This is a genomic window from Gardnerella sp. DNF01199S (assembly GCF_049244155.1).
Classification (GTDB): Bacteria; Actinomycetota; Actinomycetes; order Actinomycetales; family Bifidobacteriaceae; genus Bifidobacterium; species Bifidobacterium piotii.
The window spans coordinates 1,313,335-1,339,291 of sequence record NZ_CP058380.1 but is presented as its reverse complement, the minus strand read 5'-3'; the positions used below and the strand labels follow the sequence as shown (position 1 = coordinate 1,339,291).

23 protein-coding genes and 2 pseudogenes are annotated in these 25,957 nt (G+C 42.0%); 20 read left to right on the top strand and 5 right to left on the bottom strand.

From position 1 onward, the window contains the following. Positions 1–21: 21 nt before the first annotated feature. On the bottom strand, positions 22–2,292 hold the full coding sequence (gene glgB / locus HXT45_RS05480; RefSeq protein ID WP_421782323.1) for a 1,4-alpha-glucan branching protein GlgB: 2,271 nt from the start codon (positions 2,290–2,292) through the stop codon (positions 22–24). Positions 2,293–2,438: 146 nt separating this feature from the next. On the opposite strand from glgB, the gene HXT45_RS05475 reads away from it, so the two are divergent. The 15 genes and pseudogenes from HXT45_RS05475 to HXT45_RS05405 all read left to right on the top strand — a co-directional run bounded on the left by HXT45_RS05475 (position 2,439) and on the right by HXT45_RS05405 (position 18,494). Further along, entirely contained in the window at positions 2,439–3,035 is a 597-nt protein-coding gene (locus HXT45_RS05475) for a CarD family transcriptional regulator (protein WP_128813736.1), read from the top strand. Between the two features lie 57 nt (positions 3,036–3,092). Then, entirely contained in the window at positions 3,093–4,082 is a 990-nt protein-coding gene (miaA, locus tag HXT45_RS05470; protein WP_248901306.1) for a tRNA (adenosine(37)-N6)-dimethylallyltransferase MiaA, read from the top strand. Positions 4,083–4,233: 151 nt separating this feature from the next. Next, a complete protein-coding gene (locus HXT45_RS05465; protein ID WP_016834654.1) occupies positions 4,234–5,235 on the top strand; it encodes a cation diffusion facilitator family transporter in 1,002 nt (333 codons plus the stop codon). Between the two features lie 79 nt (positions 5,236–5,314). After that, positions 5,315–6,328 (top strand): TrmH family RNA methyltransferase, encoded by a 1,014-nt coding sequence (locus HXT45_RS05460; protein WP_421781559.1) that lies wholly within the window; start codon positions 5,315–5,317, stop codon positions 6,326–6,328. A gap of 53 nt (positions 6,329–6,381) precedes the next feature. Further along, positions 6,382–7,450, top strand: a pseudogene (gene pheS, locus HXT45_RS05455) (phenylalanine--tRNA ligase subunit alpha). A gap of 3 nt (positions 7,451–7,453) precedes the next feature. Beyond that, complete coding sequence (pheT, locus tag HXT45_RS05450; RefSeq protein WP_421781557.1) at positions 7,454–10,072, top strand: phenylalanine--tRNA ligase subunit beta; 2,619 nt, start codon at positions 7,454–7,456, stop codon at positions 10,070–10,072. A gap of 255 nt (positions 10,073–10,327) precedes the next feature. After that, entirely contained in the window at positions 10,328–10,870 is a 543-nt protein-coding gene (locus tag HXT45_RS05445) for an arginine repressor (protein ID WP_119529243.1), read from the top strand. A gap of 128 nt (positions 10,871–10,998) precedes the next feature. Next, positions 10,999–11,892 (top strand): exodeoxyribonuclease III, encoded by an 894-nt coding sequence (locus HXT45_RS05440; protein WP_421781555.1) that lies wholly within the window; start codon positions 10,999–11,001, stop codon positions 11,890–11,892. Between the two features lie 69 nt (positions 11,893–11,961). Continuing rightward, on the top strand, positions 11,962–12,789 hold the full coding sequence (locus HXT45_RS05435) for a DUF3710 domain-containing protein (RefSeq protein WP_410294039.1): 828 nt from the start codon (positions 11,962–11,964) through the stop codon (positions 12,787–12,789). Positions 12,790–12,893: 104 nt separating this feature from the next. Further along, positions 12,894–13,667 carry a DUF3159 domain-containing protein gene (locus tag HXT45_RS05430; RefSeq protein ID WP_421781553.1) on the top strand — a complete coding sequence of 258 codons (774 nt, stop codon included), beginning with the start codon at positions 12,894–12,896 and terminating at the stop codon, positions 13,665–13,667. A 10-nt stretch (positions 13,668–13,677) separates the two neighbouring features. Beyond that, positions 13,678–15,087, top strand: a complete 1,410-nt coding sequence (locus HXT45_RS05425; RefSeq protein WP_421781551.1) for a class I SAM-dependent RNA methyltransferase — start codon at positions 13,678–13,680, stop codon at positions 15,085–15,087. 471 nt (positions 15,088–15,558) lie between these two features. After that, positions 15,559–15,822, top strand: a complete 264-nt coding sequence (locus HXT45_RS05420; protein WP_103014080.1) for a type II toxin-antitoxin system RelE/ParE family toxin — start codon at positions 15,559–15,561, stop codon at positions 15,820–15,822. Continuing rightward, positions 15,816–16,103 (top strand): addiction module antidote protein, encoded by a 288-nt coding sequence (locus HXT45_RS05415; RefSeq protein ID WP_004109873.1) that lies wholly within the window; start codon positions 15,816–15,818, stop codon positions 16,101–16,103. The genes HXT45_RS05420 and HXT45_RS05415 overlap by 7 nt, the downstream gene beginning before the upstream one ends. A gap of 382 nt (positions 16,104–16,485) precedes the next feature. Beyond that, positions 16,486–17,514: an amidase domain-containing protein gene (locus HXT45_RS05410; RefSeq protein WP_103014079.1), complete on the top strand. Its 1,029-nt coding sequence runs from the start codon at positions 16,486–16,488 to the stop codon at positions 17,512–17,514. 428 nt (positions 17,515–17,942) lie between these two features. Further along, positions 17,943–18,494: a hypothetical protein gene (locus HXT45_RS05405; RefSeq protein WP_233186370.1), complete on the top strand. Its 552-nt coding sequence runs from the start codon at positions 17,943–17,945 to the stop codon at positions 18,492–18,494. Positions 18,495–18,537: 43 nt separating this feature from the next. Here the strand turns inward: HXT45_RS05405 and HXT45_RS05400 are convergent, their stop codons facing one another. The 4 genes from HXT45_RS05400 to HXT45_RS05385 form a co-directional block, all read right to left on the bottom strand. Then, positions 18,538–19,110, bottom strand: a complete 573-nt coding sequence (locus tag HXT45_RS05400; RefSeq protein ID WP_103014077.1) for an FMN-binding protein — start codon at positions 19,108–19,110, stop codon at positions 18,538–18,540. Positions 19,111–19,337: 227 nt separating this feature from the next. After that, positions 19,338–20,939: an ATP-binding cassette domain-containing protein gene (locus HXT45_RS05395; RefSeq protein ID WP_103014076.1), complete on the bottom strand. Its 1,602-nt coding sequence runs from the start codon at positions 20,937–20,939 to the stop codon at positions 19,338–19,340. A gap of 33 nt (positions 20,940–20,972) precedes the next feature. Then, a complete protein-coding gene (locus HXT45_RS05390) occupies positions 20,973–21,311 on the bottom strand; it encodes a methyltransferase (protein WP_103014075.1) in 339 nt (112 codons plus the stop codon). Positions 21,312–21,366: 55 nt separating this feature from the next. Beyond that, positions 21,367–21,957, bottom strand: a complete 591-nt coding sequence (locus HXT45_RS05385) for a hypothetical protein (protein ID WP_421781549.1) — start codon at positions 21,955–21,957, stop codon at positions 21,367–21,369. Positions 21,958–22,576: 619 nt separating this feature from the next. Between HXT45_RS05385 and HXT45_RS05380 the strand changes: the two are divergent. From HXT45_RS05380 to HXT45_RS05360, 5 genes and pseudogenes are all read left to right on the top strand, one after another. Beyond that, a pseudogene (locus HXT45_RS05380) lies at positions 22,577–22,723 on the top strand (MFS transporter); the annotation flags it as partial. A 293-nt stretch (positions 22,724–23,016) separates the two neighbouring features. After that, entirely contained in the window at positions 23,017–23,580 is a 564-nt protein-coding gene (locus tag HXT45_RS05375; protein ID WP_421781547.1) for a hypothetical protein, read from the top strand. 13 nt (positions 23,581–23,593) lie between these two features. Then, a complete protein-coding gene (locus HXT45_RS05370) occupies positions 23,594–23,836 on the top strand; it encodes a hypothetical protein (RefSeq protein ID WP_421781545.1) in 243 nt (80 codons plus the stop codon). Positions 23,837–24,393: 557 nt separating this feature from the next. Beyond that, positions 24,394–25,404: an amidase domain-containing protein gene (locus tag HXT45_RS05365; protein WP_048730094.1), complete on the top strand. Its 1,011-nt coding sequence runs from the start codon at positions 24,394–24,396 to the stop codon at positions 25,402–25,404. Next, positions 25,370–25,795 carry a hypothetical protein gene (locus HXT45_RS05360; protein ID WP_421782348.1) on the top strand — a complete coding sequence of 142 codons (426 nt, stop codon included), beginning with the start codon at positions 25,370–25,372 and terminating at the stop codon, positions 25,793–25,795. The genes HXT45_RS05365 and HXT45_RS05360 overlap by 35 nt, the downstream gene beginning before the upstream one ends. Positions 25,796–25,957: the final 162 nt, after the last annotated feature.

Genomic DNA, 25,957 nt, shown 5'->3' with positions numbered 1-25,957 from the left:
TTTAGCTATTTAATTATTAACTTAATCTAGTGGCTTAAGGAATACAGCTCCAAGTGCTGGAACAGTAATCCTTGCAGAATACGGCCTGGAATGATACTCTTCGGCTGCAGCAGTAAATGTGCCGTTGTGAATATCGGATCCGCAATACTTAGCGTCGTCTGTAGTAAGAATCTCTTGCCACTTTCCGCCCTTAGGTAATGCCACTTGGTAATCTTGCCAAGCTTGACCAGAGAAGTTAACAACAACAACGATTTCTTCGCCGTTGTCTCCGATTCGCATGTAGCTTAATGTGTTGTGGTCGGAATCGTCGCTAGTAAGCCACTGGAATCCGTCTGGCGTAAAGTCTTGGCTCCAGAATGCCCTAGAGCTCTTATACAAAGCATTAAGATCTGCAACCAGCTTTTGAACTCCTTGATGGAATGGCCATTGAAGCTCGTGCCAATTAAGCGAATTGTTGAAGTTCCATTCGCAAGACTGGCCGATTTCTCCGCCCATAAACAGAAGATTCTTTCCTGGGTGAGACCATTGATACGCCAAGAGCGCTCGAAGGCCAGCAAACTGTTGCCATTCGTCTCCAGGCATCTTTCCAAGAAGAGACCCCTTGCCGTACACAACTTCATCGTGGCTAAGTGGCAACACGTAATGCTCGGAATACGCGTAAACCATAGAGAATGTGATTTCGTTGTGATGCCAACGGCGATTAATCGGCTCTTCTTTAAGGTATTGCAAAGTGTCGTGCATCCAGCCCATGTTCCACTTTAAGCCAAAGCCTAAGCCGCCCATGTCTGTAGGAGCAGTAACGCCTTGGTATGCAGTGGACTCTTCTGCAATCATCATAATTCCAGGATTATTCTTATATGCAGTAGCGTTTGCTTCCTTAATAAAGTCAATAGCTTCAAGGTTTTCGCGTCCACCATACATGTTTGGACGCCATTGGCCAGCTTCGCGGCTGTAATCCAAGTAGAGCATAGAAGACACGGCATCTACTCGCAAAGCATCAACGTGATATTCGCTAAGCCAGAAGCACGCGTTAGCAACCAAGAAGTTGCGAACCTCGTGTCTGCCAAAGTTAAATATGTACGTTCCCCAATCTGGGTGCTCGCCGCGAAGTGGATCTGGGTCTTCGTAAAGCGCAGTGCCGTCGAATCTACCCAAAGCAAAGTCATCCTTAGGGAAGTGTGCTGGAACCCAATCCATAATCACACCAATGCCAGCCTTATGGAGCTTGTTTACTAAGTACTTAAAGTCGGCTGGGCTTCCGAGTCTGGAATCAACAGCGTAATAGCCAGTAACTTGATATCCCCAAGATCCCGAGAATGGATATTGTGTAAGAGGCATAAACTCAACGTGAGTAAAGCCTTCTTGCTGAACGTAGTCAACTAAGTGATCTGCAAGCTCGCGATAATTGTCGTAATCGCGATTCCAGCTATTTGCTTGAACTTCGTAGATGCTAACAGGACCATCGTGTGCATTCGTCTTTGCGCGATGCTCAAGCCACTCGTTATCGTGCCACTTAAAGTCGGAGTCAACAACAACAGAACCAGTGTTAGGTGGAACTTCGTGCGAGCGCTCCATTGGGTCTGCCTTCATAATCCAGTTTCCAGCTTGAGTCATAATCTCAAACTTGTAAACCTCGCCTGCGCCTACTCCTGGAATAAAAAGCTCCCAAATGCCACTAGAGCCAAGCGAACGCATTGCGTGACGGCGGCCATTCCAATAGTTAAAGTTGCCAACAACTCTTACAGCGCGAGCGTTTGGTGCCCACACAGTAAAGGATGTTCCAGTAACTTTTTTAACCATTTTGCCTGTTTCTGGGCTTACAAGACCCCAAGAATCAGTAATGCTTTTAACATGAGCACCTAGTGCTTCCCAAAGTCTTTCGTGCCTGCCTTCGCCAAACAGGTACATGTCCATGTCGCCGATTTGAGGCAAGTAGCGATATGGATCGTCGTCTACGGACTCGGCGCCGTCCACTTCTACGGTACGAATGCGATAGCTAGGAACAGACCATTCTTTGCTTTTAGTGTGCTTAGTTGCAGGAACAGTGGCAACAAAAATGCCATTGTATTCGTGCTGAGCTTCGTACTCGCCGCTCTTAGTGAGAATTGTTACTTTCTTGGCCATTGGTCGTAAAACGCGAACCGTGGCAGTACCGGCGCCATTGCCAGTTCCGAGATGTCCACCAAGGACCTCGTGAGGATTGTAATATTCTGCATTGCTCACCGCAGCAAGCACGTCCTGACGAACGGCAACTGCGATTGCATCTTCATTGATGTTAGATACTGTACTCATGTTGTCTATCATACAACATTATTTGCGTATGTCTTGTGTGTTTTGAGCAAAGTTTGACTAATAAGTCAAAAAAATAATTTAGAAGCGTTCAAGTCTTTGCCTTATGGGAAACTGAAATGAGTTTTTCTGTGCATACGGAGGGTTCTGTGGGTTATCAAGTCGGCGATATGGTCGTCTATCCTCGTCATGGTGCGGCTAGAGTCGAGGAAATTAGTGAACGTACTGTTAAGGGTGTTACTAGGCAATATTTGCGCTTAGTCGTATTGTCTTCAGATGGTTTAGAGATTAACGTTCCTGTAGATAATGTTAAAAAGGTTGGCGTTCGAGACATTGTTGGCGCCAAAGAAGTTGCTAAAGTTTTTGAGATTTTGCGTACGCCAATCATTGAAAAAGAAATGAATTGGTCTAGAAGATACAAGCTTAACGTTGAGAAAATTGCCACGGGCGATGTTAATAAGATTGCGGAAGTTGTTCGCGATTTGTCGCAGCGAGACGTTGATGAACACGGACTTTCTGCTGGAGAAAAGCGCATGCTTGCGCGCGCTCGCAGTATTCTTATATCGGAAATCGCATTATCGGAAAAGATTGACGAGACTCAAGCAGAGCGTTTGCTTAACGTGAATCTTGGTTATGCTAATCCTTTGCCTGGAGATGAGGAACACCATACTCATGCTCCAGAAGAAGCAGCTGCAGATACTCTTAGATTGCTTGCGGAAAAGTCTAAAAAAGCTAAGAAGAAGTAAGTCTATTTTTATTAGCTTAAATTTTATTAGCTTAAATTTGCTACGTAGGAGCGCATTGTGTGCAAACCGCCGAAAGTGATTTCGATTGTAGGACCAACAGCATCTGGCAAAACGAGTCTTGGTATTGCGATTGCAAAGAAATTTGCTGAACGTGGTGTAAAAGCGGAAATTATTAACGCAGACGCATATCAAATGTACCGTTATATGGATATTGGTACAGCAAAAGCCACTAAAGAAGAGCAAAGCGCGGTTAAGCATCATTTAATAGACATTATTGATCCGCAAGAGGTAATGAGCGTTGCAAAGTTTCAAACGCTTGCGCGCCAATGCATACGAGATTTGCAAGAAAAAGGTATTCGCCCGATTCTTGTTGGAGGATCTGGTCTATATGCTCGCGCTGCTGTAGATGATATAACTTTTCCTGGCACGAATCCTGCTGTTCGCAAAGCTTTGGAAGAGCGCGAAAAATCGCAAGGAGCAATGGCGCTTTTTGAAGAATTACAAAAGCTAGACCCCGTTGCAGCTAAAAATATGGATCCAAGAAATTCGCGCAGAACAATTCGCGCGCTAGAAGTTATTGAGCTAACAGGTAAGCCGTATTCTGCAACTTTGCCAAAATACAAGTATTTGATTGATTGCGTGCAAATCGGATTGGACTTAAGTAGAGAAGATTTAGATGCACGAGTGGATCTTCGCACAAAAATGATGCGCGAGCAGGGTTTTGTAAACGAAGTTAAAGAGATTCGCTCAAAGCTTGGTGTTACTGCTATAAGGGCTTTGGGATACAAGCAAATAATGGACTATTTAGACGGTTTATGTAGTGAAGACGAAGCGTTTGACGATATTGTGCAAAAAACTAGGCGACTTGCGCGCAAGCAAATGGGCTGGTTTGGAAGAGACTCGCGTATTCATTGGATTAATGCTTTGAAATCAAATGTTGTTGACGATGCTATGGAAATAATCGACGCGGCGGATAATGGCAATTTCAAAGATGATTTGATTGCTGAATCAACTTCTCATCATCTCGGCGTGTTAATTGACGAATAGTAATAATAGAATAAGTTTTTAGATAATTAATCTTTAGATGTTTATGCGTGAACCCTAGCTTAGGCTGGGGTTCATTGCGTATAAGGCATATTGGGAATGATATTGAGAAACGATATCGAGATACTTATTTGTATGAACATAGGAGATTTGTGTGAATAATCATCATTTGTCAAACTCTTCCAGTGAAATCTTAGAGAAGAATGATTTAAGTACTTCTGGAACTAATGCCGCTTCTTTGCAAGATGCTATTAAAGCAAGTGATGCGCATCAGCATAAGCTAACTATCACTTTGGCTTTAACGTCTATTGTATTCTTGGCAGAAGTAATCGGATCTATTTTAACTAATTCGATTTCTTTGCTAATTGATGCTGGTCATATGCTAACGGATATTTCCGTTTTAGCTGCATCTACGGTTACTGCGATTTTAATGCGCAAAAAGCCTAATGCAAAGCGCACTTGGGGGTGGGCAAGGCTAGAAGTGATTACTGCTGCAGCTGGCGCTCTTGTGCTTCTTTTTGTAGGCGTTTATGCGATTGTGGAGTCGGGGATGCGTCTTTTTGGCGCAAGTCATAATGAAATTCACAGTGTAAGTCAGCTGCTTTTCTTTGGTATTCTAGGTCTTCTTGCAAATATTGCTTCGCTTATAATTCTTGTTTCTCAATCTAAAGACAATATGAATATGCGAGCAGCGTTTTTGGAAGTTATGAATGATGCTTTAGGCTCTGTAGCAGTAGTTGTTTCTGCATTAGTTATGATAGCTACAAATTGGAGCGGTTTCGACGCTGTAGCTGGCGGAATTATAGCAATTTTGATGATTCCTAGAGCGTTGCACTTGCTTAAAAATGCTGTAAAAGTTTTGCTTGAGCAAACTCCAGAAGGATTGGATATAGAAAAAGTTCGTGACCATCTTGAACACGTTCCGCACGTTCTTGCTGTTCACGATTTGCATGCAAGCACTGTTTCTACAGGAATGCCTATTTTTATGGCGCATGTTGTTGTTGAGCGCGATTTGACGATGGGGCAGTGTGCGGATATTTTAAGCCAGCTTCAAGATTGTTTGCGTGAGCATTTTCCAGTTTCTGTTTCGCATACAACGTTCCAGTTGGAGCCAGAGGGATATACTACTCAAAGTTCGTCGGAGCATCACGAGTAGTTTTGTTGAGTAGTTTTTGAGTAGTTTTGTATTGCAACAGTTACGCGTGTTGTAAATACGTATAAAGTAGAGTGATATTATGCCGTTAAAAGAGTTAATAGACAACGCGCATAGCGATCGCGTTAAGCGCATTTGTGCAATAAGCCGCGCAAAATCGCGAGGGGATGGGCGCTTTTTAGTTGAAGGACCGCAAAGCGTTAGGGAAGCTGTACGGTACGTGCATAAGTCGATTTTAGACATTTATGTTTTGCAAGATGCTGTTAATAGTGGCAGTAATCGTAGTTATAGTAGCGTCAGTAGTGGTGGCCCTATAGAAGTTATCGCTAAAATCGTTGACGAATCATTAAAGAATAATTGCTATGTTCATCCTGCAACAGCAGAAGTTATGCGAAAAATCAGCACGGATTGCCAGGGGATTGTTGCACTTTGCGATTCTAAGGTTTTAGACGAAGAATTTAGTAAAGAATTTAATAAGATTGGCAAGATTAGTGAGATTAGTGAGATTAGCGAAATCGATGAGATTAGTGAGATTGAGAAAGAAGTTGGCGATGATGCTAAATCTTGCAACAATAAAGACATATTAATTGCATCATGTTGGCAAGTAAGAGACCCAGGCAACGCTGGGGCGATTATTCGCGTTGCAGACGTAGCTGGATGCAATGCTGTTGTTTTTGTTGACGATTGCGTAAGTCGATTTAACTCAAAGCTTGTTCGATCTAGTGCAGGATCGTTATTCCACTTGCCAGTAGTAAAAATGAGCGAAAACGAATGGTTTGATTGGGCAAAAAATGCAAAAATCAAAGTGATTGCTGCAGATATTTACGGAACGGAAAATAAAAAACCAAAGTCGTTTGCGAGTGTTTTAGATTCGTTTAGAAATGAGTCTAATATCGCCGATAATGTCACCTCTAATGTCGCAATATTATTTGGAAACGAAGCCAGAGGATTGCCGCAAGAAGTCTTAAATAAAGTAGACGAAATATCGGTAATACCAATCTACGGAAAAGCAGAATCAATGAACTTAGCAACCAGTGCAGCGGTAATGCTAATGGGCTTGGCTATGTCTAGTCATGAGCGAAAAATGGGGATTTGAGACGTTTTTTGAATGCTTCACAAAAGTACGCATACACGGATAGGAAGGGTGCTGTGGCAAAGAGTCAGCCATTTGACGCAAAGTCAATTACAAAGGTAGTAAAAGAGGGCATTGCTTGTGTTCAAGCCGCTAAAACAATGGAAGATTTAAAAGCGGCAAAAACTAAGTATGCTGGCGCTCAGTCTGCAATGACACTTGCTAGCAAAGCTATTGGAAGTCTTCCAGTAGAAGAAAAGAAAGAAGCTGGCAAAGTAATGTCTGCTTTGCGTGCTGATTTTGGTAGGGAATTTGCGGCGGCTCAAGAGCGTATTAAAGCTCAAGAAGAAGCAAACATGCTTCAAAAAGAAACAGTCGATATGACTTTGCCAATAAATCGTAAGCCGCTTGGCGCTCGCCATCCGATTGCGCGTATTATTGAAGATTTTGAAGACTTTTTTGTGTCTATGGGTTGGCAGATTTCTGCAGGTCCAGAGGTGGAAACAGAGTGGTTCGACTTTGATGCATTGAACTTTGGTCCAGATCATCCTGCTCGCCAAATGCAAGACACTTTCTACGTGCAGGGAAATCAAGCAAAGGATGCTGCAGGATTTGTTGGATCTAACATGGTTTTGCGTACGCAAACTTCTTCCGACCAGGTTCGCGCGTTAATTGAGCGAGGCGTTCCTCTGTACATTGCATCCCCAGGTCGCGTGTTCCGCACGGATGAGCTTGATGCAACGCATACGCCAGTCTTCCATCAATGCGAAGCTTTGGCTGTAGATAAGCACTTAAGCATGGCAGATCTAAAGGGTGTTCTTGATCGCCTTGCTGTTGCAATGTTTGGTCCAGATGCAAAAAGCCGTTTGCGCCCAAGCTACTTCCCGTTCACGGAGCCTAGCGCGGAGTTGGATCTTTGGTTCCCAGATAAAAAGGGTGGCCCAGGTTGGATTGAATGGGGCGGATGCGGAATGGTTAACCCGAACGTTCTTAAGTCTGCAGGCTTAGACCCAGATGTTTATACGGGATTTGCTTTCGGTGTTGGTTTGGAGGCGCACTTTGCTGCTTCGTCACGATATTAACGATATGCACGATTTAGTTGAAGGCGATAAGCGCTTCGCAGAACAGTTTGTGATGGGAGAGTAACTCATGCCAATGGTAGATATTGACTGGCTTAAAGATCATGTTGAAGTGCCAGAAGGTTTGACTTATGATCAGCTTGCTAAAGATTTGGTGCGAGTTGGCTTGGAAGAAGAAGAGATTCACGATTCTCAAGTTACAGGTCCTATTGTTGTAGGCTACGTTGTTGATGCTACTCCAGAGCCGCAAAAAAATGGCAAGGTTATTAATTGGTGCCATGTTGATGTTGGAGATAAATACAACGAGGTAGACGAAAATGGCAATAAAGTTCCTCGTGGAATTATTTGCGGCGCTCCAAATATGGCTGCTGGAGAAAAGGTTGTTGTAACTCTTCCTGGCGCTGTTTTGCCTGGCGATTTTAAGATTGAGCCTCGCAAAACTTACGGCCACATTTCTAATGGAATGTGCGCGTCCGAGCGCGAGCTTGGTTTGGGAGATAGTCACGATGGCATTATTTTGCTTCGTGAATATGGATTCTCTAAAGCAGAATATGAGGCATTAAAGCCTGGAGATGACGCAATGTCGCTTCTTCACTTAAACAAGCCTTTGCTAGAGATTAACATCACTCCTGATCGCGGATACGCGTTCTCGTACAGGGGTGTTGCGCGCGAATATCACCATTCAACTGGTGCTGCATACACGGATCCAGTGGTGGAACTTAATAATAAGGCAAGTCAAGTTTCTGTTGAAAACGTGTCTACAGATATTGAAGTTAGCATTGAAGATACAAATCCTATTCATGGCGTTGTTGGATGCGATCGATACTACGCGCGTGTAGTTCGCAACTTTAATCCACAAGCTGCAAGCCCTAATTGGATGCGTAGGCGTTTGACTCGCGCTGGAATGCGTGGAATATCTCTTGCAGTAGACGTTACAAATTACGTAATGCTCGACTTAGGTCAGCCTCTTCACGCTTATGATTTAGATAAGATTGAAGGTCCTATTGTTGTTCGCCGCGCTAAAGCTGGAGAGCATTTAACAACTTTAGATGGTAAAGATAGAGAGCTTAACGTTGAGGACTTGCTTATTTGCGATTCTCCAAAGGGAAATCACGGTTCGCGTGTTCTTGGACTTGCTGGTGTAATGGGCGGAATGTATGGAGAAGTGACGAGCGAAACAAAGAATATTCTTGTTGAAGCTGCACACTTTGATCCCGTTTCTATTGCGCGTACAGCTCGTAGACACAAGCTTCCAACCGAGGCTTCTCGCCGCTTTGAGCGCGGAGTAGATACTCAGCTTCAGCCTGCAGCTGCGCAAATGGCTGTTACAATGCTTAGCGAGTTTGGCTCTGGAGAGCCTTCTAATACGCCTACAGACGTAAACAATACTGTTGATAGAAACGTTATTGTTTTCAAAGCTAGCGAGGTAGAGCGCGTTTCTGGCTTAAGCATTGATTTGAACCGCATTAGCGATATTCTTACGGATATTGGTTGCTCGGTTGCTGGCGGAGGAAATGGTTCGTTCTCTGTTTTGCCTCCAACTTGGCGCCCAGACTTGAATGATCCATGCGATTTGGTTGAAGAAATCGCGCGCTTGGTTGGCTACGATGAGATTCCTGTTAAGGTTCCAGCTGTTCCTGTTACTGGCAAAACTGGTTTAACTCAAGATCAAGCAACTCGTAGAGCTATTGCTTACGAGCTTGCAGAAATGGGCTTGGTTGAGTCTTTGAGCTACCCGTTTGTTGGTAAGGAAGATTTTGATGCTTTCCGCGAAGACGTTGATTCTGTTGCTAAAATTAGCGTAAAAATCGCAAATCCTTTGGCTGGCGATCGTCCTTGGCTTCGCAGGAATGTTCTTACCACTTTAGCTGGAACAGTCCGCAGAAATATTCGCCGCGGTTTGAGCAATGTTTCGCTTTATGAGCTTGGTCACGTGTATTTTGCAGATCCTAATGCTCCTGCAATTCCTGCTTTGCCTGGCTCGGCTCGTCCTACGGATGCTCAACTTGCAGCTTTGGATGCTGGTTTGCCTAAGCAGCCTTTGCATGTTGCAGCGCTTTTTACTGGCAAAGCAGAAGAAACTGGTTGGCTTGGTACGCATCGAGACGTTGATTACAGCGATGCTCTAGAAGCTGTTCAGCGTTTAGGAAAGCGCATTGGCGTTGATTTTAAGATTTGTCAGCTTAGTGCGAACGATGCTCCTGCTTCTTGGCATCCAGGAAGAAGTGCAAAAGTGTTTGTTGCTGTTGCTGGCGGCGACGATGTTGAAATTGGCATTGTTGGAGAGCTTCACCCTAGCGTGAATGAGAATTTGGACTTGCCAAAGCATTCTGCAGCATTCGAGCTTGATTTGAGCGCATTGTTTGACGCAATGCAAGTTAAGCCTGTTCAAGCAAAGCCTGTTTCTACATTCCCACCTGTTAAGCAGGACTTTGCGTTTGTTGCTCCTTCTTCTTTGAGCGCTAGCGACTTAGAGAAAGCCATTGTTAAAGCTTCTGGCGATTTGCTTGAGTCTATAGAGTTGTTCGATGTTTATGAAGGCGAGCAGCTTTCAGATGGTTTGCGCTCTCTTGCTTATTCGGTAACGTTTAGAGCTGCAGATCGTACGCTTTCTGGCGAAGAAATGGAAGCGGTTCGAGAAGCTATTACAAAAGCGGCTAAAGATTTGCATGCAACTTTGCGCGTGTAAAATCGTGAATTAGCTTTCTTAATTAATGCGGCTGAATAACTATTCTTTAGTTGTTTGGCCGCATTTTTTATTGTGATTTTATTGTGATTTTATTGTGATTTTTATTCAGTATATTCGTTATATCCAATATGCAAATATTAATAAAGATCAATATATATTAGTAAATATTGGCCAATTTTGGTAAATATACGGAAAGTTATGCATATATACATGTATATTAGATTGGAATAGTTTTTTTAGAAAGGTTTGTCAGCTATGGTTCATGCAAAGAAGAATTTTGGGAATTTTGATGATAATGACTCTGCTGGCAAACAGCGTCCTGCAACTAAGGCTGCGCGATTAAACGCGATTGAGCAGGCGCTTTTAAGCGAGGTTATTACTTCTCAATCGCAGCTTGCTGCTGTTTTGGCTGGTAATGGTTTTGATGTTACTCAAGCAACTTTGAGTCGCGATTTAGACGAGATAAATGCTGTTAAAATTCGTCTTACAGATGGAAGAATTGCGTACGTCTTGGGAGATGGCACTGGCAACCGTCACGCAATGGATACGGTTAGGATTGATCAGCAAGTTGCAAGAACTCTTTCTGGTCTTATTACAGAAGTTGGATTTGCTAATAATATTGTTGTGATTCACACTCCTTCGGGTGCTGCTCAATATGTTGCTAGTGTTATTGATAGACAGCCGTTAAAGGGGATTTTAGGTTCGGTTGCTGGCGATGATACCGTGCTTATGGTTTGTGTTTCTAACGAAGAAGCAGAAAATCGTGCAAATTGGATGCTTTCTGTTGCGTCACGGTAGTTGAAAATCTGTAGCAAAGCTGCGCGCAAAGATACAATTATTGATATAAATATACAATTATTCGTTATTTTGTAATATGCATTTGTGATATTCATTTGTAATATGCATATTCGATTAGAGTGGATTTTATGATTACTATTGCAACTTCAAACTTGAATGGTATTCGCGCTGCAGAGCGCAAGGGGATGCTTGATTGGGTGCAAAACCACACTCCAGATGTGTGGTGTATGCAAGAGGTTCGCGCTCCGCAAGATGCGATTGACCCGATTATGAGCAAAATCAAGGATTTGTATGCGTCTAAAAGTGGTGAATCTGTGCAAGATGAATCTGTGCAAAATGAATCTGTGCAAGATGACAAGCAATTTTGCGTTACAAATCAGATTTGCAATGTAAAAGGCCGTGCTGGAGTAGCGCTTGTAACATCTTTGCCAGTTGTAGAGCAGCGTTACGGTTTGCCTGGTTTAAGCGAAGACGTGGATTCTGGCCGCTGGATAGAAACCGACGTGCATACGCCTGAAGGGTATGATATTACGGTTGCGTGCGTGTATGTTCACGCTGGAAATGTTGACGATCCGCAGAAAATGCATCAAAAATTCCGCTTTTTAGACACTATGCTTACGCGATTAGGGGAGCTTAGAGATATTGCTGCAAGTGGCGGAAATCAGGCGATTTTGTGTGGTGATTTTAATATTGCTCACACTCCTCTAGACATTAAAAACGCTAAAGCGAATGAGAAAAGTGCTGGATTTTTGCCAGAGGAGCGCGCGTACATCGACCGCTGGATTAACGAGTATGAATTTGTAGACGTTATGCGAATGCTTGCTGGCAATATTCAAGGGCCATACACGTGGTGGAGTCAGCGCGGCAAGGCTTTTGATAACAATGTTGGATGGCGTTTAGACTATCAATTTGCTACTCCAGAGCTTGCGGAAACTGCTTGCGGATTCGTGATTGATCGCGCGCCAAGCTACGATTCGCGTTGGTCGGATCATGCTGCGCTAAGCATAAGATACAATGTGTGATTTTGCTTTGCTTGTGGTAATCTTGTGAAGTTGAGTAAAAGTGGCATTGGCTGTTAGAAAAGAGGAATTATGGGATGGTTTAAGTCGAAGCGCAAGGCTAAAGCTGATAGTAAAAATGCTGGAAATCTTGCGGATTTGCAATCCCAAAATTCGGCCTTAAACGAGCTTATTGAAGGCGGATACAGCGCAGACACGTATTTGGGTCGAGGAAATCTTAGAGGGCCTTGGAATATTTCAGACGAAAAAGTTCCTGATTTAAGTACATATATTGACTTCGGAGCTATTCGTATTCCGTATTTGCAAGGAATAGAGTTGCGCGTAAAAAAGCAGCGCGAGTCTAACCAAGTTCTTGGCATAACAGTTACGTATAGGTCTTCTAGTGTAGAAGTTGAGGCGTTTGCAGCTCCTAAAACAGAAGGAATCTGGAGCGAAGTTCGCGCGGATTTGCTTAAGGGAAATTCTGATGCCAGGGAAGTGAATGGCGTTTTTGGCAAAGAGATTATATTACCAGTTAAAGTTGAAGATAAGACTGTAGATACGCGAATTGTTGGAGTTGACGGTCCGCGTTGGATGCTTCGTGGAGTCTTTTCTGGTGTAGCTGCTGGCGATTCTTCGGTTGCTGGCGATTCAAAAAAGGCGAGTGATGAAGCAGTTTTGCTTAACAAGTGGTTTAGCGACATTGTTGTAGACCGAGGCAGTGAGCCATTGGCTCCTCGAGATATGATTCCAATGCATGATGTTTCGGTTCCTAGAGATTCTGACAATGGTGGTTCTGGCGATTCTGCTGGTGATTCTGGTGAAATTCCAGGCCGTCCAAAGGGGCCACTTGGCGCAGATCAGCAGGTAGAAGTCAAAACTACGCTAACTCGCGGTCCAATGTTCTCTGAAGTTCGTTAGTAAAGCTTTATAGTAAAAGTCGTTAGCAAAAGTCATGTAGCAAAAGTCGAATAGCAAAAGTCGAATAGTCGAATAGCAAAAGTCATGTAGCAAAGGATATTGTCTTGGAAAAAAATGCGAGCAGCAAAAAACGCTCAGGATTAGCCTCTTTAGCTTCCATTGGATCCGATGGAAAAGCGTTTTCTGTGATTGACTCACTTGGCGGAGTTCGAGGCGTAATCGAATCCATGCTTCCAGGCTTACTGTTTGTTATTTGCTTTGTTGTAACGCGAAACGTGCAAACAACGGTTATTGCGTCTGCAGCTCTTGCAGTTTTGCAAGTGGTGGCGCGACTTATTCAACGCCAATCGATTATGGGCGCGTTAAGTGGGCTTGTTTCTGTAGGGATTTGCCTTATTTGGGTGTGGACTAGTCATCAAGCGCGCGACTACTACATGATGGGCTTTATTACAAACGCTGTTTATGGTGCGCTTCTTGCGATTTCGCTGATTGCGCGCGTGCCAGCTCTTGGGCTTGTGATTGAGTCGATTCGCAAAATGCCTACGGAAAATTTTGGCGCGTGGCTGCACGAATGGCTTGATTACAGGCCACTTAAGCGTGCATACATGTATGTTACTGGATTGTGGATTGGTGTTTTTGCGCTGAGGCTTGTTTTGCAAGTGCCATTATATTTGACGAATCACGTTGTGTGGCTTGGCACTGTTCGATTGCTTATGGGATTGCCGTTCTGGGCGCTGGCAATTTGGGTTTCTTACTTGATTATTGCAACGCCATTTATGCGTCTTCATCATAAAAATCGCGAAGAAAATTATCGCGAAGAAAAGCAGATTGATGAAAAACAGATTAGCGAAAAGCAAAGTGAAGAGAAGCAGAGCTAAGGGGTAGTACATGCAAGTGACGATGCGAATCGAGAGATATGCGGATCAAGGAAGATGCGTAGGTCATCTTGACGGACGCGTTGTATTCGTGCGATTTGCGCTCCCTGGTGAGCTGGTTGTTGTGCGCATGGATGAGCCGATGCGTGCAAAAGCGCACTTTTTTACTGGCGAAGTTGTAGAAGTTTTGGAGCCTAGTGCGGATCGTGTGGAGCCGCAATGGAAGCTCGCTGGCCCGCTGTCTCAGGGCGGCGGAGTTGGCGGCGCGGATTTAATTCACGTTTCTTTGCCTGGTCAGATTCGTTGGAAGGCCTCCGTAATTGCCAATCAATTCCAACGTTTAGCGCATATGGATGTTGCGGAAAGCGATGTTAGTGTTGAGCGCATTCCAGGGGACGAGGAGCTTAACGGATTTAATTGGCGTACGCGCATGGAGTTGGTTGCAGATGATGAAGGGCGATTGTCTATGCGTAAGCGCGAGTCGCATGACCGCATTGCGATTGATACTATGCCGCTTGCGTCGCGCGCAGTTTTGGCTGTTGCGGATTCTTTGGATTTGTGGAATCGTTCTTTCTCGCCAAATGCGCAAATTCGCCTTGCTGTTCCAGAGCCTCGGGTTGAGGGTTTGGATTTTAGTGACAGGGCTGCGCTACTTAATGCGATTGGCGAAAATTATGCGCTTATAGTAAATGATGAGTTGATTGCAGGCTCGGCATTGTTGCGCGAGCGCGTGCGCGTTGCGGTTGCTGGCGATTCATCGCGTATGCGCACTTTTGACTACGATGTTGACGCGCGCGGTTTTTGGCAGATTCACCGCGCAGCTCCAGAGCATTTAGTGAACTACGTTTTGGGATTAGTTCGTTCTGCTCTTGGTGGTCGCACTAAGAATACGGTTTTGTGGGATTTGTATTCTGGTTCGGGTTTGTTTACGATTCCGCTTGCGACTTTGGCTAATGTTGGCGGAGATGCTGCTGGTGCTGCAGGTTTCGCTGGAGCTGCAGAGCCAGCTCGCGTGCTTAGCATTGAGGGTGCGCCGATTGCTGTAAAGAACGCAAGGCGAAACATTGGGCGCGCAGGGCTTAGCAGGGATGTTGTTGAAGCTTTGCAAGGTGATGTTGCACAAACGCTTGAATCGCAGGTGTTTAAGGCGAGTAAGTCATCTAAGATTGTGCGCCGATTTGCGCATCCAGATGTTGTTGTGTTGGATCCTCCGCGCGCTGGTGCTAAAGCTCAAGTTTGTAAGCAGATTGCGAAGTCTGGGGCTAGAAGCGTTGTGTATGTTGCTTGCGATCCTACTAGTCTTGCTCGCGATGTTGGCACGTTTAGGGAGCTTGGTTACAGCGTTCAGTCTTTGCGCGCGTTCGACATATATCCCAACACTCATCACGTCGAGAGTGTTGTATTGATGTCAAAGGCTGATTAGGTGGGTGCAAGTTTGCCCTTGTGTAGCAGGGGTTAGCGAGGGCTATCGTTAAAAGGTTTAATGCGAAGCGGCTTTAAGCTGGGTTCTCGCGGTTTTTGAGTGTGTTTTGGCTGTATGAGGGAACATGTCTACGTTCTAGGGTCGAGTGCACAAGATGGATAACGTTAAAAAGTGCACCCACCTTGCACCCAGCTGGTGAAGTGGGGATATACAGTATTACAAGCATAATATAGTAAGAAATAATATGATGTTCTAAATCAAAGTTTCAGAGTACAGAGCAATAGTTTCAGAGTTCAAAAGCAAAGCTTCATTGTATACAACACGTAATGAAGCTAGATTTCAAATTATCATGTGAAGAATCATGGAAGATATTATCTGAAATCATAAAATCATCACCTTCAAACCTTGTATATTTTAAAACCCGCGCGACTAATCAGCTAAATCCGCTAATTTAGGAGACTTAGTAGGCTCATGGTCTTGCAATCTAAAGCTCGAATTAATGCGAGGCTGAGATTATGTGAAATTGCAGGTAAGCCAGTAGGTGATTTACATCCAGTTTGCAATGGTATTAGTGAACTGCGTTTCGCTTTTGGACCAGGATATCGTGTGTATTTTGCACAAAAAGGCTCAAAGTTAATGCTATTACTTGCTGGTGGGGATAAAAGTAGTCAAAGTAAAGATATTAAGCAAGCGAAGATACTTCTTGCACAGTTAATTGAGGAGAAGAAATGGTAAATATAAGTAAATGGGATGCGAGTGAGTATCTTGAGGACGATGATGATGTTATTGCATATCTCAATGCTGCAGCAGAACTTAACGATCCTCGCTTGTTGCAAGCTGCTATAGGTGATATTGCAAAAGCTCGAGGAATGAAAGAGATTGCTCAAAAAGCTGAGGTTGGTAGGGAAAGCCTTTATAAAAGCCTAAGACGAGATGGCAATCCTAGCTTTCAAACTATTGCGAAGGTTGTTCAAGCGTTAGGTGGACGCATTGCAATAGAACCAGCAAATGCGTGACACACACAGTTATCGTGGCAAAAATCGCAAATCTAGCAAAATCTGCCACGATAACGTGCGTCCTGTTTACAGCGTCATGCAACAATTACAATGACTGAATTGTAAGGCGTAAGACTAGAATTACATACATTTTTAATACATTTAGTATATTAAATATATTTAGTTGATATTTGAAACAAAATGGCACTTATAGCAACAGAACAACAATTCCATATACATAAAACATCGTTTTATGATTTTATTGACATCCATATAAATTCAATAGTAGAATTTCTAATGTGTTGTTTAGTTGCACCGTAAAGATGCATGCAACTAGCGCTTTGCTAGTTTCTTTTATCAGTACGGTTGCTGATCATCATGGTTAATTAGGAGAGAAGATAAGATGAAAATTTGTTATAAAATGATAGCTACATGCTTTGCCTGTCTACTGATTGCTAATGGATTAGTAAATGTAGCATATGCCGATAATAATTCTGGCGTTACAACTCAAGAAAGTAGTTTTGTAAAAGTACGAAATTATATAGCATTCCAAGGTGAGCGTTTCAGATTACTAGATACATTCCAAGACCCAAATTCAGCAAAGCAAAACTTTTTATCTAAACATTTTAGTGTTATCAACAAGGCTAAGAAAAGTTATTCATTGCCTGAATTAACTGAAAAAACAGCAACAATTTATAAAAGCATTCTTTCACAAGAGGATGAAAAAAATACATTGAGAACAGACGCGACAGAATCTGTTGAATTTTTAGATTGGTATGAAAATAGATCTGAGAATGATGCAATACTTGCTGAACTTGAAAAAATAAATAAACAAATTTCTAATGGATTTCTATCTAAAGAAGAAGGCATAGAAAACGCTTATCTACTTTTGCCAACATTACCAGAAAATCATAATGATAAACCATATTACGCAGACCGTAGTTTAGGGATTAATGTTTCTGCCGCGAAAAAATATGCTGCAAAATATGCTGTAAAACCTAATCCAAAATACGGTTATAAAAAAAGAGGCTGGTGGATTTGGGAACGCGATGAAGATTGCACAAATTTTGCTTCTCAAATTTTGTACGCCGGTGGCGTATCAATGGATATGTATAATAATCCATCTAAAGGTTGGTGGTGGAAGGCACAGAATGACACTTCTATCTCTTGGGTTAATGCTAATACTTTCAAAAATTATATGGGAAGTGGCTACAATACAAAGCATTGGAAACAGCTTGTTCATTCTGTTGCTGACGGTGATTTTATCGGCGTTGATTATAACCAAGATGGAGAAGTTGATCATATCGGTTTCGTGTATCAAAAAGGTCGCGATGGTTTGAAGATTGCACAACATTCCACGAATTATTTAGCGTGGGATGGTGGATGGCCAAAACATGACGGAAAAGCTATTTATTATAGAGTACGTCGATAAATAGTAAAATTTTGTAACATTTTCATTTAAGAAGAATGTAAATAATGAATTTGCTAAAGAATATTTGTAAACGCAAGTGTGCGTGGTTATTGTTTATTCCACTTGACACTATATGCCTACTTACTCTGGCATATAGATATTTTATTAACACATCGAATGGGTATGTTTTATATGACGGTCTTGCATGGACTAGTGTAGTAAGTCTTGTATTGTTGGTTTGCGTTATTGCATTTTGTCGCGAGCGCAAACGCTGGATAATGTCAATAACACTAGTAGCGCTTTTCGTTATATCTACGCTTATTTGCATGTATGCGCAATCATTAGCAGAGCTATTACAAGTTCCTATGGTAAATTATGCATATTATCCCGGCTCTGAAGTAAATACAGTTCTTATATGCCTGAATTTTTGCGTACATAGTGTATTGGTTATGCTTCTTGCATTTAATAGTTATAAGACTTTCATCGAGAAAGAACAATCAGAAAATAGTGCATCTTGCAATATTGTTCCCGAGGAGAAAAAATTTAAAAATATTCATTCTTTCTGTGCAAAATATTTGTGGATTATTTTAGTAGTGATTGATGCTATAAGTATTGTATTACTTCTTCGATTTTGGTTTACAGGATTGCATGATGCAGTTAATTCAACATTGTATAAGGCAGTACAATTGTCTGGATTTTATGTGCCAATTTGCTTTGCAATTGCTGTGTTATCTTTGCGCAAAGATTCAATGCGATGGAAAGCATTAATACCTATTGTAATTATTATTTTTGATACATTAGGTACATTGCTATGGTCAAGTGATACAGAACTATTGTATGGGTATTCAATCAATCCATACCCTGGACCTCATATTTTCACTCTTGTTACTACGTGGAATTTCTACCTAATCACTTGTACAGCTTTTGCTTTAATGTTGCACAAATATAAGGAAAATGTACGATTAAAATCAGTTGATAGCGTTCAAAATAAAAAAGATTAGATGCTGATTCAATCTGCGCAATAATCGCGATTGTGCCTTGCAATTATTGTGCGGATTGAATTGAAGCCTCTTGGCGAGCAACATCAAGCGCTTTATTGAATGCGTCGCTAGTCCAACTTGCTCCAGCAACAACTGAAATATGCAAATCTTTCAACGGCTTTCCAACTATTTTACCTGGAATAGCGCCAGCAAAAGCATTCATGTGCTTTTTTGAAATCGGCGTAAACGGATGAGGAGTCATTTGCACATCGCTAATATTCCCATTTGCGACGCTTAAGCGCACATCAAAACTATCTTCTGCAACCGGACCATACGTAGCTTTGATTTTGTAATCGCCATCTTTGTAATTGCCAGTATCGGTTTTAGACTGGTTTTTAGAATCCCCAGAATCTTCACTTTGCGCAGAAGACTGAGATTGCTGAGCGCCAGCATCGTACTTCCCTGAAGGATTACCGCCATCATCCGCGCTTTGACCAGAATTGTCAGCGAACTCATCGTTCATAGGAACAGCTTTTGGCTCTCCACAAGCGGACAACATAGCAGATGATGCAGCTATAACAGCAAGCGCAGCAACAGTTTTGCAACTTTTTTGGATTCGACATCCTTCAGGGTGGATGCCCTATATCTAGCGACTGGCTAGGATTTCGACTCCAATTTCCCTTTTTTCAAAGGTAAGATACAGAACAAGAGAATAGTTTGAACTTAGACCAGCTTTGGGCTCTTTTAGTTTCATCATGGTTTTGAGTGATGCAGACTCAACGACGTATTCTTTGATCGCAAGTGTATCGCTTACCTCACTTCGGTCACATAAATCTAATATTGTCAGAAAGACGGGTGCATATATTATGCGAGTTCAGATAATCCAGAACTGCTAAGTTCGAGCCATCTTGTGATTGAGAGGCTCTCTAAAAAGTCGCGATCATGACTTATTACTAGCAGAGCGCCTTCAAACTGCGACAGCAAATCTCTCACCTCACGGAGGCTTTGAATATCTAGACTATTAGTAGGTTCATCTAAAACAATGAGTTGTTTTGGTGGGGTAGCTAGTAGGAGCTTCGCGAGTGAAAGTCTAAACTGCTCGCCACCCGAGAGTTCAGATACAAGGCTGTCAGGCGTTGCGCTGCTAAAATCAAGCCGAGCAATGACAGCGAATACTCGTTGCCGTTCAAGGTTGGGTATCCCTTGCACAAGCTCGTCCCAGATCGTTTTTGAGTGATCAAGATGTAGTGAGTTCTGAGAGAGAATACCAATACTTTCAAGATCAGGGGTCAAAGGTTCTGCCCAAGCCGGACCAGAGCACCTCAAGGAGCTATTGTTAATGCTTGCTATGAGGCGCGACTTTCCAACACCGTTAGCACCAACAAGTGCAACGCGATCGTCACCACCGATAATGGTTTGCCAGCCAGTGCATGAAGACAAACATATAATCTGACGCCTACTGCCCTCTTGATCTGACAGCAAACCGTCGAGACGCATAGTATGTTCTTTTTCGATGTTATTTTTTGCGGCCAATTCGGTCTCAGCGGCATCTTGGCGTTTCTCTGTTAACTGTGATCGTTGTCTGCTTAAGGTACCCTCAGACTTACTTTTGAGACCGTTCATAGACATTTTAGAGCCGCGCTTCTGAATCGATGCACGTTGATTACCGTTCCTACGAATTGATTGCCGTTGCTCTAATTCTCTAAGAGAACTTTTCAGCCTTTTTACCTCTTTTCGCGCTTTGTTAAGCTCGTGAGTGGCCTCAGCTCGCCTATTCTTTACATGGTTCAAGTAATCAGCGAAGGATCCATCTATCTGAGTCAATCTACCATCACGGATTTCCCAAATCTTGTCAAAGCAATCCATGATATTTCGATCATGTGTTGCCACGATAAGGGTGTATTTAAAGTCGGCAATAAAGCGCACCAGCCGCTCTCTTCCAGCGAAATCAAGGTTATTCGATGGTTCATCAAGCAAACAGATTCTCGGCTTGGCAATCTGAGCTCGCGCTAACCCCAAGTTCGCGAACTCACCACCAGAGATTTCTGAGATCAACCGTGAATACTCTAGTTGTGGGAACCATTCTTCTTTAACAGACTCAAGCAGGCTCGCAAGTTCCCATTTATCACTTAAATACGCTAAGTCCTCCTCATTATAATTACCTTCCTCAAGTCTTTCGGAAGACCTCAAGAACCACTCAACACCAAGAAACTCGGCAACCGTGCGATTATCATCAGGGCTACGATTCTGTGCCATGAAATACGGTGCGGATCCTAGGACTACGGAGCCATGAGATGGAGAAATCGTGCCTGCGATGATACGCAAGAGCGTTGACTTGCCACTTCCATTATCACCGACAACTGCGATACGTGTATTAGAAACATGGCTTGAGATGTCGTTCAATACGAGCACATCTCCATCAAAACTGTGACTCACGCCATTCAAACGTACAGCACTCTGATCCATATTCTTACCTCACAGAGAAATAATAAAGATGAATTAAGGTCGTGCTATTAAGGAAAAGCGCATCGGACTTTCTGTAACATGCTCACAGTCTGTGAAACCCGCAGCTAGAACAAGTGACCGAACATCTTCAGGTTCTCTGACCCGTCCTTGAACAGCACAAGCTAGCGCCAGTTTGCCTATAGCATCAACATGTGATGAAGAAGAAAATCTGATCGCCTCGGAGATAACCAAGTTCGCCCTAGATTGGCGAATCGATCGAAGAATATTTCTTAGTATTTTTGTACAACAGTCATCATCCCAATCAGCTAAAATCGAATCCAACAGAACGACATCTACGCTCGGAAGACTGTCGTGGAAAAAGTCCAGTGGCATAAACTCAATGGTTTTATTGGCTTCAATTCCGTATATTTAGTTTTTACCTGTCTATTTAGTTTTTACTGTTTTTATCCGTTTCATTCTTACTTGAATGAGATTTTATGTGTGTTATTAAATCTCTTAGGAACGAAATTACTGGTAATGCCAATGGCGTCCATGACCATTGGTTATTTGTAATAAGGAAAGCTATTAGTCCAGAAAGCAAGCATAAAACAAATAGTACAGCGCTTATCCATGTATTTCTTTTAGATGTTTCTATTTCTGCTTTAACAAGTTTGTCTTGTCGTTTAGACTCATCGACCGTAAAAGCATCTGCCTGATTAAGTATTCTTTCTTGTACATTCGTTGGGTACAAATTAAAACTTTCTGGATCTGGCAGTATTCCGCTCCATTCGTCGCTATAACCTAGAGTCTTGAGTGCAAATATAAGTGAAGCAGCTTGTTTTTCTTCAAAGGTAGTTGAATCTATTGTTTCGTTAATGTCATTTGACGTAATTCCGTCGACACTCCCAGCAGTATTCGAGTCATTCTTCGATTCATGATTTGTTTTTGAGCGTTCTTCATTGACGCCTGGCGATATTGTTCCAGCTTCTGAGTCTGATTCGCGCTCGGAATCGTCGGCATAATTGAAATCATTTTTCACAAACTCCTACCTTTTGCTAGTGCGGTTTGATTCTCAAATGAGAATTTAATAGTTTACGCAATATAAAACAGTCTACACAATATAATGAAACTATTTTACATTATTGTTTATTGCTTAGCTAGTGTATAACAAGATTGTTTTTGATTAAAGCAGTAATGTTTATTGAGTTATAAAAGTGATTGTGTTTTTGTTTTAACATTTTTATCTCTGGTTTGTGTTGGCGTTGGTTGCGTATGCGTGTGTGTTTTGAGTGTTGAGTGTGTTGCTTTCGGTTTTGTTTGCTACTAGGGACATTCAAAACCGAAAGCTTTTTGTTTTTCATTCTTTTTGTTTTTCACTCTTTTTGTTTTGAACTGTTTTAGTCTATGATCCCTGTTTTTTTTGTAGTGTTTTTGTTGTTTTGTATTATTATTTGTTGTTTTTTGGCCAAGGGTATAGTGTTATCAAATTTGTCAAATAAGCTATTGGATTTGTGTAGTTTGTAGTGAATTATTTAAGTTTGGTAGCGATTTGAAGGTAGTTATGTAAGTTTGCATGTAAGCCTGCGTGTAAGTAGTTATGTAGTCTTGCATGCAAGTTTGCATTGTTTGGAGAGAGTTTTAGTGGAGAGCTGGTTGCTGTGAAGTCAATATTTAGTAAGAATAATATTTTTATTCGCATGAGATCTATTAGTCCGGCATTGCGATGGGCTCTGGTTGGCTTATGTTTTTCTATGCTTGGCAATCAAGCGTATGAAGGATCGGTTTTGCCTATACTCGCGCTGATTTTTACCGCCGGTCTTCTTGTTGTTTTGCCGCAGCTACCAAACACGAGCTACGCTACAGACTAGGGATGTAGTTGTGATTTTGAGTATTCTAATTGTAGTCTATTTGCATAATTTAGTATTTGGGGGAATAACCCTATTTCTATTTGTTACAAGTAAAACTTAGAACACCTTATACATTTTATGTGTTATCAAAAATAACAACAACAATTGTATGGCAAAAAATTATGGAATAGGATGAGTATTAAACCTAATGATAGGTCTTTTATATATTGTAATTACAAAGGAGAATTTCTGTGAAATGTCATATTTTTAAGTCTATTGCTGTAGTTGTTGCAGCATTATCAACCTGTATTTCTCTGGTATCAACTGCTCAAGCCAATGAGATAGTGGATAACGCGCCAAGTGTTGTAGAAAGCAATGTCAGTGATGCGAATATAGATAATTATGCTAAGCGTCTTGAAATTATTTTTTCAAGGTATCTCAAGTTTAATGAAATTAATAAAAAATGGACTATAACACAAGCAGGGGAGTTTTCTCATGTTCCTAAAGAAGTGCTTGAGAATTTAATTCATAAGCTCAATGCAAATGCATCTGTTGGTGAGATTTCGTCTAATGATAATCATGCAGTGCGTTCGAAGGATTATGCTAAATGTATAATTAATGCTACTGGGCTAGGCACCCTTGCTGGAGTATTTCATGGTGCTTTAACAAGGTTACTTGAAAATCAGCTTTGGAAGCAAGCTGCTATGTATATTTTAAAGGCAGTTGGTCCAGTCGCATTTAGAGGTGGAGCTGTGGGCCTAGCTGCATGTTTAGCAGCTTCTGCTATTTGGTGTGCGACTCCGTGGAGTGAGTGAGGAGGATATTCTTATGTACAAAGTTCTTATGTTCGTGCTGAAGTTGGTTATGTTTACAGCTGTGAATTTTATGTTCCTTTACTTGTCGATGGTGGTATTCGGCCATGATTTTGGTGTGATGTTCAAAACGTATGGGAATGCGCTCGGTCCGTTTACGTTCGTGCTTGCTTTGATGACAACGATGTCGTTGCCTAATGAAGGAACAATTTTTGAGGGTAAGCGGCAAAAGTGTGCTAAAAAACCGAGTTTTCGTTGAAATATCAATGAAAACTTGCTGTAGTTAAGCTAAAAAGCTTAACATTTAGTATTACTTGGCATTGAAAACAAAAGGGGCTTAAAAGATAATCGTGCTATTACTGCATAAAATACTTAAGAAATTATCATAAGCCCCTTTTCGGCCTATAGACCTTCTTTTTAGTTTTAATGCAATAAATTTAATATTCCTAATTTTATTTTCAAAAATCACTAGATTGGTTTTATATATTTTTTGAAATATAACAAAAACTATTCTATACAAAGCTTAAAATGCACTCATCTAATCATCCCTTGAATCATCTCACGTGCTACGAAGCATCATCAGAAGATGACTGGACGAACGAGTAGGTATTGAAGAAAGCCAACCAAGCTTGTGTTGGCTTCGCCTTGTCGCTGCCATCATTGCGTTGAACCGCACCATCAGATGCGGCAATTAACCAACCGAGCAAAGCGTCTAAAGCAGCAATGATCTACTAATACTGTGACATTTTGACATTCAAAGAAGTTTGTGTACAATATATAATTGTGTTGTTGTAATTAATTCAAAGGAGTAATATTATGAAACACAAATCCACAGTAAAAATGTGTGCATTTTGCCTATTGTTTACAATTGGAATATTTCCATCAATGGCATCCGCATCCCCGCCTCACAGTGAAGACTTTCTTGCCAATCAAGAAACTGCAACTAATACTGTTAAGTTCCAAGGGAAGACTTTATATTTATTAGATACCTATGTCAATGGCGATGCTGCCAAGGCTAAATATGTTGCTCTCTACGCGAGTGACCTCAGAGCTGCTCAAACCAAATATTCTCTACCAGAACTAACCGTCGACACAGCATCTATGTACAAACAGATTATTATTACTGAAGTTTTGGATGGCCGTCCAGATTTACAACCATTGGTTCAATTTCTTGATGTTTACGAAAACCCTAAAGAGAACTCACAAATTATCGAACAGTTAGATGCGTTCAATCTTAAGATTTCCGAAGGTGAGCTTTCTAAAGACGATGGTATTGCTCTCGCAAAAATGTGGATTCCAACCAAGCCTAAAAATGGGAATGATAGACCAGTTTATGCTTTGCGAAATTCCGGTATCGACCTTAGTAAGGCTCGCGCTTATGCCGAGAAGTGGGCAACAGGGATTAATGGCAAATATGGTGAGGAAAAGAAATGGTATGGTGCCCCTGTTGACTGCACTAATTTTGCTTCGCAGATCCTACACGCCGGTGGTGTACCAATGGATACCTATAATGATCAAAATAAAGGATGGTGGTGGAAATCGAAGGGAGATCGCTCTACATCATGGGTGAATGCCAATGTTTTCAAAAACTACATGGGGTCTGGTTATAGCACAAAGCACTGGGATAGTTTCGTGTCTAATGTGCGTAGTGGAGATTTCATTGCTGTAGACTTCACAAGTGATGGGACTGTAGATCATGTGGGCTTCGTTCACACCAAGAGCGGTAGAAAGTTGCGGATTGCACAACATACCAACAACTACCTTAAATGGAATGGCGGATGGCCAGATTCAAATGGCAGAGGAACGTACTATCGTGTCCGCCGCTAAAGGTAATAGGCTACAGCTAATACCCCTAGTAGCTGTGCTAGCAGGCCTAGGAATACTAGTTTATCGCTTCTGGTTGAACACCTCTGCTCTGTACGCTCCATTCTACGCTCTCATGGCGTGCGGGGTTGTTGGTGCGTTGATTCAGTTATTGGTTGCAATAACAACTACTTGTTTGTACCGCAGAAAAGTTATAGCTATCGTGGATGCGACAGTGATTATAATTACATTGTTGATTATTCTATTTGGCGATTATATAGCATGCAGTGTGCTGAAATTGCCTGTTGTTAGCTATGCTTGGAGCCCTGGAACGCAGATTAACACCGTTGCTACAATCTTGTCCGGTGCTGTGGTGACACTCCTAGCATTCTGGGAACAACGCAAAATAAAGTGACAGTAAAACCATATGAAAAATCTACAGTTAGGTATATTCTTGCGCATTCGATGACTAGTTTTTCTCATAAGGGAATGTAGTACCGATTGCTATATACCTGCCAGATTCTAGGCGAATAACCTTTGTGCTATTCGCCTAGATTTTTATATATTCTCATCACTG

Coding starts and splice junctions, on each gene's coding strand:
- glgB (WP_421782323.1), bottom strand. CDS start 2,292: ATGAGTACAGTATCTAACATCAATGAAGATGCAATCGCAGTTGCCGTT.
- HXT45_RS05460 (WP_421781559.1), top strand. CDS start 5,315: ATGCCGTTAAAAGAGTTAATAGACAACGCGCATAGCGATCGCGTTAAG.
- pheT (WP_421781557.1), top strand. CDS start 7,454: ATGCCAATGGTAGATATTGACTGGCTTAAAGATCATGTTGAAGTGCCA.
- HXT45_RS05445 (WP_119529243.1), top strand. CDS start 10,328: ATGGTTCATGCAAAGAAGAATTTTGGGAATTTTGATGATAATGACTCT.
- HXT45_RS05440 (WP_421781555.1), top strand. CDS start 10,999: ATGATTACTATTGCAACTTCAAACTTGAATGGTATTCGCGCTGCAGAG.
- HXT45_RS05435 (WP_410294039.1), top strand. CDS start 11,962: ATGGGATGGTTTAAGTCGAAGCGCAAGGCTAAAGCTGATAGTAAAAAT.
- HXT45_RS05425 (WP_421781551.1), top strand. CDS start 13,678: ATGCAAGTGACGATGCGAATCGAGAGATATGCGGATCAAGGAAGATGC.
- HXT45_RS05420 (WP_103014080.1), top strand. CDS start 15,559: ATGGTCTTGCAATCTAAAGCTCGAATTAATGCGAGGCTGAGATTATGT.
- HXT45_RS05415 (WP_004109873.1), top strand. CDS start 15,816: ATGGTAAATATAAGTAAATGGGATGCGAGTGAGTATCTTGAGGACGAT.
- HXT45_RS05410 (WP_103014079.1), top strand. CDS start 16,486: ATGAAAATTTGTTATAAAATGATAGCTACATGCTTTGCCTGTCTACTG.
- HXT45_RS05405 (WP_233186370.1), top strand. CDS start 17,943: ATGCTTCTTGCATTTAATAGTTATAAGACTTTCATCGAGAAAGAACAA.
- HXT45_RS05395 (WP_103014076.1), bottom strand. CDS start 20,939: ATGGATCAGAGTGCTGTACGTTTGAATGGCGTGAGTCACAGTTTTGAT.
- HXT45_RS05390 (WP_103014075.1), bottom strand. CDS start 21,311: ATGCCACTGGACTTTTTCCACGACAGTCTTCCGAGCGTAGATGTCGTT.
- HXT45_RS05370 (WP_421781545.1), top strand. CDS start 23,594: ATGTACAAAGTTCTTATGTTCGTGCTGAAGTTGGTTATGTTTACAGCT.
- HXT45_RS05365 (WP_048730094.1), top strand. CDS start 24,394: ATGAAACACAAATCCACAGTAAAAATGTGTGCATTTTGCCTATTGTTT.
- HXT45_RS05360 (WP_421782348.1), top strand. CDS start 25,370: ATGGCAGAGGAACGTACTATCGTGTCCGCCGCTAAAGGTAATAGGCTA.